The sequence below is a fragment of the Caulobacter vibrioides OR37 genome (genome assembly GCF_000372645.1).
Lineage (GTDB): Bacteria > Pseudomonadota > Alphaproteobacteria > Caulobacterales > Caulobacteraceae > Caulobacter > Caulobacter vibrioides_E.
Map to the genome: position 1 here is coordinate 207,865 of NZ_APMP01000004.1, position 8,117 is coordinate 215,981.

Sequence of the window (8,117 nt, forward strand, 5' to 3'; positions counted from 1 at the left end):
TTAGAGCCCCGTCGTGATGTCGATCGACTGGCCGTCGGCCAGGGTCACGATCGCTTTTTTGACGTCGTTGCGACGACCCACGATGCCGCGGAAGCGCTTGGTCTTGCCCTTGGTCACGATGGTGTTGACCTTGGTCACCTTGACCTTGAACAGCTCTTCGACGGCGGCGGCGATTTCGTCCTTGGTCGCGTCGTTGGCCACCTTGAAGACAACCTTGTTCTGCTCGCTGAGCAGGGTCGTCTTTTCGGTGATCACCGGCGACAGGATCGTGTCGTAGTGGCGAGCGGTGGCGGCCATTAGGCGGCTTCCTTCTCAGCGAAACGGGCCGAGATCGCTTCGACCGCGTCCTTGGTCAGGACGAGGGTCTGGCGACGCAGCACGTCGTAGACGTTCAGGCCGGCGTTCGGCAGGACATCCACGTTCGGGATGTTGCGGGCGGCGAGCTTGAAGTTCGCGTCCACTTCCGGACCGGCGATGACCAGGGCGTTCTTCAGACCGATCTTGTCGAAGTTGGCGCGCAGGGCGGCAGTCTTCGCTTCGGTCAGAGCAACGTTGTCCAGGACGACCAGCGAGCCCGACTTGGCCTTCGACGACAGAGCGTGCTTCAGGGCCAGGGCGCGGATCTTCTTGGGCAGGTCGAAGGCGTGGCTGCGGACCACGGGACCGTGGGCCTTGGCGCCGCCGACGAACTGGGCCGCACGGCGCGAACCGTGACGGGCGCCGCCGGTGCCCTTCTGCTTGTACATCTTCTTGCCCGTGCGAGAGACCTCGTTGCGGACTTGAATCTTGTGGTTGCCGGAGCGGCGCTTGGCCAGCTGCCAGGTCACGACGCGCTGCAGGATGTCGCCGCGGATGTCGTCGATGCCGAAGATGGCGTCGTCGAGATCAACGGAGCCGGCCTTGCCGCCGTCCAATTTGATGACGTCGAGTTTCATTAGCCTTCGCCCTCTTCGGTCGCAGCCGCGGGGGCCTCTTCAGCGGGGGTCTCGGCGGCGGCCGGAGCGGCCTCGCCAGCCTTGCGGAAGGCGCCCGGACGCGGAGCGTCGGCGGGGATAGCCTTCTTCACGGCGTCGCGAACCTTCACGTAGCTGCCTTCGTGGCCGGGGACGGCGCCCTTGACCAGGATCAGGCCGCGCTCGACGTCGACCTTCCAGATCGTGACGTTCAGCGTGGTGACGGTTTCTTGGCCCAGGTGACCAGCCATCTTCTTGCCCGGGAACGTACGGCCCGGGTCCTGGCGGTTACCGGTCGAACCGTGCGAGCGGTGCGAGACCGAAACACCGTGGGTGGCGCGCAGACCACCGAAGTTCCAGCGCTTCATGGCGCCGGCGAAACCCTTACCGACGGTGACACCTTGGATGTCGACCTTCTGGCCGGCGACGAAGTGGTCAGCCGTCAGTTCGGCGCCGACTTCGATCAGGGCGTTTTCCTCGACGCGGAACTCGGCGACAACGCGCTTCGGCTCGACGGCCGCCTTCGCGAAGTGACCGCGCAGGGCCTTGGAGGTGTTCTTGGCCTTCTTGGCGCCGGCGCCGAGTTGCAGGGCGGTGTAGCCGTCCTTCTCAACGGTGCGCTGGCCCGTGACCTGGCAACCGTCGAGCGACAGGACGGTGACCGGCACGTGCTGACCAGCTTCGTCGAAGAAGCGGGTCATGCCCAGCTTCTTGGCGATAACGCCGGTGCGTTGGGTGGGGAGAGTCATGGATCAGGCCCTCCTTACAGCTTGATTTCGACGTCAACGCCGGCCGACAGGTCGAGCTTCATCAGCGCGTCCACGGTCTGCGGAGTCGGGTCAACGATGTCGAGAACGCGCTTGTGCGTACGGATCTCGAACTGCTCGCGCGACTTCTTGTCGACGTGCGGCGAACGGTTGACGGTGAATTTCTCGATAAGCGTGGGCAGGGGGATGGGGCCCCGCACCGTCGCACCCGTGCGCTTGGCCGTGTTGACGATCTCGCGCGTGGAATGATCCAACACGCGGTGATCGAAGGCCTTGAGCCGGATGCGGATGTTCTGACGATCCATATCGCTCGGTTTCCTAGTGGGCTGCGCCCGCGTCTCGAACCATTTCAAAGACCAACTCGGAACCCCAAGAGGCTCCGCACGCAGCGTCCGCAAAACAAATATCCCCAACAGTCGCCTGTCGGGGGTGATGACCAGATATTGCACCCCTCCCGAAGGAGGTTAGCGGCGCTATGTCCGGGCGTCTCGCGAACCGCGTTTGAGCCCGAAAGCTCACAGCCGGTCCAACAGAGGCGCGCTTGTACGGTCCAGAATCGGTTTCGTCAAGCGCTCTGTCCGGTTCGTCGCGACTTTGAGGGACGCGAGTCGTCGGGCCAGATCTGATTAGGCGCCCTCCCCCGCTGGCGCAAGCCCTCGGAAAACATAACGACGGTCCGCGTTTTTCGGAATTCCGCCCAGACCTAGCAAGAACGTGCGCCCGCTTGCGCGTAGGCGAAAATCCCGCCTTCGCAAGTGTCACAAAATTGCATTATTCGCCCCACAAGCGGCGCCTGACGCCTTGAGCGGCGGGTCGAACCTCCATAGATGCCGCCCCTCCCCGGCGGACTGGGCGGCCCCTCCCCCAACAACGACCGCCCAGCCAGCCGGAGGAGCCACTGTTGTGTAAGGGGATAACCCACATGAATACCAAGCTTTTCGCCACCGCCGCCCTGATCGCCGCCGCCATCTCGGCCCCGGCCTTCGCCCAGCAAGTCGGCTCGATCGGCGCCGCCGTGAACTATGACGACCTGCGCACCGACGTCAGCGGCGGCCACGGCACGTCGGCCGTCATCGACGGCTCGGTGGCCGTTCCGCTTTCCGGCGCCTGGACGGTCACCGCCAATAGCGGTGTTTCGATCTCGAACAACAACCTGAGCGACCAGACCGTCGCCTCGGGCGCCGTCCACCTGACGACCAAGATCGACGACACCTGGCGCGTCGGCGCCTTCACGGCTCTGTCGCGCCCGTCCAACGATACGCTCTGGGCCGCCGGCGGCGAGGTCTCGAAGTACTTCTCGAACGTGACCCTGACCGGTCTGGCCGCCTACGGCCAGTCGAGCGACCTGAACGCCGACCTGTATTCGGTGCGCGGCGAAGCCCGCTACTTCGTGACGGACAACATCCGCCTGAACGCCGGCGCGGCCTGGTCGCGTGTCGACACCACCCGCAAGTCGGACCTGTGGGACGTCAATGTCGGCGGTGAGTACAAGTTCGCCGGCACGGGCTGGAGCACGTTCGGCAAGTACGTTCACACCGAGTCCGACGATCTGGCCCACCTGAACGACGACGCGGTGAAGATCGGCGTGCGCTACACCTTCGGCGGCAGCCTGAAGGATCGCGACCGCGCCGGCGCCGACCTGGCCACGGCCGACGACCTGTTCGGCTTCGCCAACCGCTAAGCCGCGGCAGACCTCTAGGGTCTGAAAAGCGAAAGGCCCCGGAGAGCGATCTCCGGGGCCTTTCTACACTCTCTATATATGTGTGTGTTCGCTCAGCGGCCGATGATCACGTCGCCCGAACCGGCCACGTGCTTCTGCACCGGGCCGTTGACCCTGGCGATGCGGATATTGCCCGAACCCGCCACCGTCACGTTGGCCGCGTCGGCGTCCCCGTCGAACGTCACATTGCCCGAGCCCATCACGTTGGCCGAGACGGACCGAGCGTGGCCGCCCGCGACCGTGACATTGCCCGAGCCGACGATATTGCCCTTCAGCCGGCCGCCGATGCTGGCGACGCGCACGTCGCCCGAGCCCGCGATCGCGGCTTCCAGGTCGCCGGCGACGGCCCGGGTGACCACGTTGCCGGAGCCGGCGATGTTGACCTCCAGCGACCCGGCCGATCCGGCGCGGGTGTCGCCCGAGCCCGCCTGGTTGATCTTCATCGCGCCGGCGGTGTTGGCCACCGTCCAGGTTCCGCAGCCGGCGTTGTCCAGCTCGACGCTGTCACTGCGGCCGATGTCGCCGAACACCGCGCCGCCGCCGGCGACCTTCACGTTCATCGGCGCGCGGATGGCTATCTGGGGCATGGCGTCATAGTCGACATCGCCCACGCCGCGCACATGGACGGTGATCTTGCCGTCGCGGCTGTTGCAGCTGGAGATCCGGTTGTGCCGGAGATCGCCGTCGATCACGACCTCGTCGCCGTTCTGACGCACCGTCAGCGGCAGGCTGGCGTTGTCGCGGATCACCTCGACCTTCACGTCCGGACGGTTTTCCGGGATCACGACGACGCGGGCGACCGCGTCCTTGATCTTCACCGATGGCGCGGCGGAAGCGGCGCCCGCGGCGGCCAGGGCGGCCGTGAGCACGGCCAGGGTTGTCATGGCTCGCATCGTTCAGTTCCCCCTCGGATGCGCGTTGATATTCGATGCGAGAACGTTAGCGAGGCGAACGGCGTTCAGCGACTTAATTCGAAGTCATGACTTGCCCGTCATACGCCGCCTTGGGCAGCCGCCGAAATAAAGGCGCGTTCGTTCAAATCCCTCATCGTCGGCGAGTGACCAAACGTCATTCCTAGCGCAATCTCTCCCCATGGCCGGCACAACCTTCGAAACCCGTCACGCCCAGATGTTTCCCCGGCTGGAGCCGGCCGAGATCGAGCGGCTGCGCCGCTTCGGCCGCGTGGTCCGCGCCAAGGCCGGCGAGGCCCTGGCCACGGCGGGCGTCGCCTCGCCGGGCCTGTTCGTCGTCCTGGACGGCCGGGTGGCGATCACCCGGCGCGACGCCCACGACGAACGCCAGCCCATCGTCGAGCACGACGCCGGGCAGTTCATCGGCGAGATCGCCCAGCTGTCGGGCCGCCCGTCCCTGGTCGATGTCACCGCCCTGACCGACGTCGAGGCCCTGCTGATCGCCCCTGACCGCCTGCGCGCCGTGCTGGTCGCCGAGGCCGAGCTGGGCGAGCGGATCATGCGCGCTCTGATCCTGCGCCGCGTCAGCCTGATCGAGACCGGGGCCGGCGGCCCGATCATCGTCGGCCGCGCCGCCGACGCCGAGGTTATCCGCCTCTCCGGCTTCCTGGCCCGCAATGGCCATCCGTACCAGCACCTGGATCCGGACGCGGTCGATTGCGCCCAGGTGCTGATCCAGCGTTTCCACGTCGACGAGAGCGAGCTGCCGATCGTTCTGTGCCCGAACGGGGCCATCCTGCGCCAGCCGTCGGACCATCAGCTGGGCCGCTGCATCGGCCTGGCCGGACCGATCGACGCCGAGCGCCTGTATGACGTGGCCGTGGTCGGGGCGGGCCCGGCCGGGCTGGCCACCGCCGTCTACGCCGCCTCGGAAGGCCTGTCTGTGCTGGTGCTGGACACCCGCGCCTTCGGCGGCCAGGCCGGCGCCTCGGCCAGGATCGAGAACTATCTGGGCTTTCCCACCGGCGTCTCGGGCATGGCCCTGATGGGACGCGCCTTCAGCCAGGCCCAGAAATTCGGGGCCGAGCTGGCCATTCCCGACGAGGTCGCCGCGCTGGACTGCGAGGATGGCCTGGACCGCTATCGCCTGAAGCTGTCCAGCGGCGAGACCGCCCAGGCCCGCACCGTGGTCATCGCCAGCGGCGCCCGCTATCGCCGGCTCGAGGTCGACAATCTGGACCGCTTCGAGGGCGCCTGCGTCCACTATTGGGCCTCGCCGCTGGAGGCCAAGCTGTGCGCCGGCCAGGAAGTCGCCCTGGTCGGGGCCGGCAACTCGGCCGGCCAGGCGGCGGTCTATCTGGCCAGCCAGGTCAAGAAGGTCTGGATGATCGTGCGCGGCGAGAGCCTGGCCGCGACCATGTCGCGCTACCTGATCGACCGCATCGAGAGCACGCCCAACATCGAGGTCGTCGTCCGCACCGAGATCGTCGATCTCGAGGGCGACTCCGAGGACGGCAAGGGCGGCCAGTTGTCGGCGGTGCGCTGGCGCGGTCCGGACGGCCAGGAGGAGGTCAAGGCGATCAGCCACCTCTTCCTGTTCATCGGCGCCGCGCCGAACACCGCCTGGCTGACCCACTGCCATGTCGAGCTCGACAATCATGGCTTCGTCCGCACCGGAACCGACCTCGCCCCCGGCCATCCCAGCCTGCACACCAGCCGCAAGGGGGTGTTCGCGATCGGCGACGTTCGGGCCGGCTCGGTCAAGCGCGTGGCCGCCGCCGTCGGCGAAGGCGCTCAGGCCGTCGCCGCCATTCACGCCTATCTCGCCAACGCTTAGGGATTGAGCCGATGACCTGCCGCCACGGCGACGCGATCCACCTGGTGACGCCCAGCGCCAAGGGCTGCGAGGAATGCCTGAAGACCGGCGACTGGTGGGTGCACCTGCGCCTGTGCCGGACCTGCGGCCACGTCGGCTGCTGCGACGACAGCCCGAGCAAGCACGCCACCGCCCATTTCCGCGCGACCCGCCACCCGATCATCGAAGGCTATGACCCGCCGGAAGGCTGGGGCTGGTGTTATGTCGACGAGGAATTCGTCGAACTGCCGGACCAGACGCCCCAGGTCGGGCCGATCCCGAGGTTCGTGGGTTAGCGCTCGAGCGCTCCTTTCCCGGCGAGGATCTTGTCGCGGAACTTCTCGATCCGCGCCACGCGGGTGGCCGACTGCTTGGCTTGGTTCAGGGCGAAAAGGTAGCTTTTCTGGCGGCCCGGCGTCAGCGCGTGGAAGGCCTCGGCCAGTTCCGGATCGGCGTCCAGCGCGTCGGTCAGCTCTTCGGGGACATCGATCTCCCGCTCGGTCTTGGGCGGCTTGGTCCCGGCCTCGGCGTGATCCATCAACTGCTGCAGATAAGCCCGGATGACCGGCTCCAACTCGCCGACCTGGTCGACAGTGGTGAAGCGTATCATGCCCGGAGTCTGGCTGTTGGGTCCTTGCGGTTCCAGCACACCCTCACGGTCGGCGAGCAGACTGGCGTTCAAGAATGTGAGCCTGAAGTCGCCTCGAAACGCGGCCAGGAGCGCGATATTGCGCCCAGCGCGCCTGTAGCACGGGTGGGCCCACTTCACCGTTTCTTCCAGCCCCATGTCTAGACAGATCCGGCGCAAGGCGTTCAGCCCTTCGATCCACGGCCGGGTCGAACAGTCCGGCGTGGCGAAGCGGTCGCACCGGCCACAACCCTTGGTGAAGAAGTCGTCGGGATCGGTGATCATCGCCATACGCATTTCCTGCCACCTTTCCCGCCACTAGGAGAAGCGGCCTCCTTACATCTCACGGCGAGACGATCGCAGGGCTGCAGCTTCTAAGAGATGTAGGGTCGCCCCCGACCTGGAGGTCTGTTGACGTCCATTTGCAACCCCTAGATCGCAACCGCTACAGTGATGCCATGACACACGGAACCGGAACTGGGCACGTCAGCGCTCATCCAGAAAACGAGAAAGTCGTCGTCAGCTATGACGAGGTTTTCGACGAGTACACCGTTGAGACGCCCGGCGGCGCGTCGCGCCAGATGATCTATTTCTGCCCCTGGTGCGGAGAACGTCTACCGCAATCGAAACGGGATCAATGGTTCGATGCGCTCGAAGCGCAGGGGCTTAACCCTCTGAATGATCCAATTCCCGAACCCTACAAGACCGCTGCCTGGCGACTGGAGAATTAGGTCCGTTTCCATCCAGGGCGGCCTTTGACTTAACCTGCTAATGACGGGGCAGTTCAGAGCAAGGCCACCAAATCACTGCTCCCGCTAATGCGAGCTGCTTTAAGGTTGTATAATGCCCGTCGCGAAGCCGCCGCTGCTTCCTGTCGAACCTGCTCAGCTCGATCCGCCTGAAGCGGAGTATATCCGGCAATGTGTACACCGGTGCTATGGCGACGCGGCTATCGTGAGAAGTTATGGCCCTGATCCTGGGCAGTTGAAACTACACGTGGAAGCCGATGACAATAACGATCTTGTTCGGCACGAATGTCTCGGGTGGTTGATGTGCGAAATTAGCAGACCTATCGATCTTGAGGTTACGAAACGAGGAACCCGGATCCGAGGCGTGGCAAAGATCGCATATCGGCAGGGTCAAATACTGTAGGATAAATTCCCGCCCAGAGCAGCTCTCGCATGGTCCGCTCCCTCAAAGCAAAAGGCCCCGGAGATCGCTCTCCGGGGCCTTCGCATTGTCAGCCGAAGCTAAGACCGTTCGAGATTACTCGACGATCTTGG

11 protein-coding genes are annotated in these 8,117 nt (G+C 65.5%); 4 read left to right on the plus strand and 7 right to left on the minus strand.

Translation table 11 applies throughout. The features are described from left to right. Genes OR37_RS05990 through OR37_RS20945 form a run of 5 tightly spaced genes read right to left on the minus strand, consistent with a single transcriptional unit; the run spans position 1 to position 2,239 of the window. Positions 1–297 carry a 50S ribosomal protein L23 gene (locus tag OR37_RS05990; protein WP_004616934.1) on the minus strand — a complete coding sequence of 99 codons (297 nt, stop codon included), beginning with the start codon at positions 295–297 and terminating at the stop codon, positions 1–3. Beyond that, positions 297–935, minus strand: a complete 639-nt coding sequence (gene rplD / locus OR37_RS05995; RefSeq protein ID WP_004616936.1) for a 50S ribosomal protein L4 — start codon at positions 933–935, stop codon at positions 297–299. The genes OR37_RS05990 and rplD overlap by 1 nt, the downstream gene beginning before the upstream one ends. Beyond that, a complete protein-coding gene (gene rplC, locus OR37_RS06000; RefSeq protein WP_004616938.1) occupies positions 935–1,702 on the minus strand; it encodes a 50S ribosomal protein L3 in 768 nt (255 codons plus the stop codon). Before rplC ends, rplD begins: the two co-directional genes overlap by 1 nt. 14 nt (positions 1,703–1,716) lie before the next feature. After that, positions 1,717–2,025, minus strand: a complete 309-nt coding sequence (gene rpsJ / locus OR37_RS06005; protein ID WP_004616952.1) for a 30S ribosomal protein S10 — start codon at positions 2,023–2,025, stop codon at positions 1,717–1,719. A gap of 13 nt (positions 2,026–2,038) precedes the next feature. Then, positions 2,039–2,239, minus strand: coding sequence for a hypothetical protein (locus OR37_RS20945; protein ID WP_081612881.1), 201 nt, complete (start codon positions 2,237–2,239; stop codon positions 2,039–2,041). Between the two features lie 403 nt (positions 2,240–2,642). Here OR37_RS20945 and OR37_RS06010 point away from each other — a divergent pair, with 403 nt between their 5' ends. Beyond that, positions 2,643–3,401 (plus strand): hypothetical protein, encoded by a 759-nt coding sequence (locus tag OR37_RS06010; protein WP_035017006.1) that lies wholly within the window; start codon positions 2,643–2,645, stop codon positions 3,399–3,401. 92 nt (positions 3,402–3,493) lie between these two features. Here the strand turns inward: OR37_RS06010 and OR37_RS06015 are convergent, their stop codons facing one another. Beyond that, positions 3,494–4,333, minus strand: a complete 840-nt coding sequence (locus OR37_RS06015; RefSeq protein WP_004616956.1) for a GIN domain-containing protein — start codon at positions 4,331–4,333, stop codon at positions 3,494–3,496. 199 nt (positions 4,334–4,532) lie between these two features. On the opposite strand from OR37_RS06015, the gene OR37_RS06020 reads away from it, so the two are divergent. Further along, on the plus strand, positions 4,533–6,188 hold the full coding sequence (locus tag OR37_RS06020; RefSeq protein WP_004616958.1) for an FAD-dependent oxidoreductase: 1,656 nt from the start codon (positions 4,533–4,535) through the stop codon (positions 6,186–6,188). An 11-nt stretch (positions 6,189–6,199) separates the two neighbouring features. Beyond that, positions 6,200–6,502 (plus strand): UBP-type zinc finger domain-containing protein, encoded by a 303-nt coding sequence (locus OR37_RS06025; RefSeq protein ID WP_004616960.1) that lies wholly within the window; start codon positions 6,200–6,202, stop codon positions 6,500–6,502. Here the strand turns inward: OR37_RS06025 and OR37_RS06030 are convergent. After that, the gene (locus tag OR37_RS06030; RefSeq protein ID WP_004616962.1) at positions 6,499–7,125 is read right to left on the minus strand and encodes a YdeI/OmpD-associated family protein; all 627 of its coding nucleotides are present in this window, start codon (positions 7,123–7,125) and stop codon (positions 6,499–6,501) included. The two genes, OR37_RS06025 and OR37_RS06030, sit on opposite strands and share 4 nt — an antisense overlap. 167 nt (positions 7,126–7,292) lie before the next feature. Here OR37_RS06030 and OR37_RS21650 point away from each other — a divergent pair, with 167 nt between their 5' ends. Beyond that, positions 7,293–7,565 carry a DUF6980 family protein gene (locus OR37_RS21650; RefSeq protein ID WP_131368814.1) on the plus strand — a complete coding sequence of 91 codons (273 nt, stop codon included), beginning with the start codon at positions 7,293–7,295 and terminating at the stop codon, positions 7,563–7,565. The last annotated feature ends 552 nt before the right edge of the window (positions 7,566–8,117 follow it).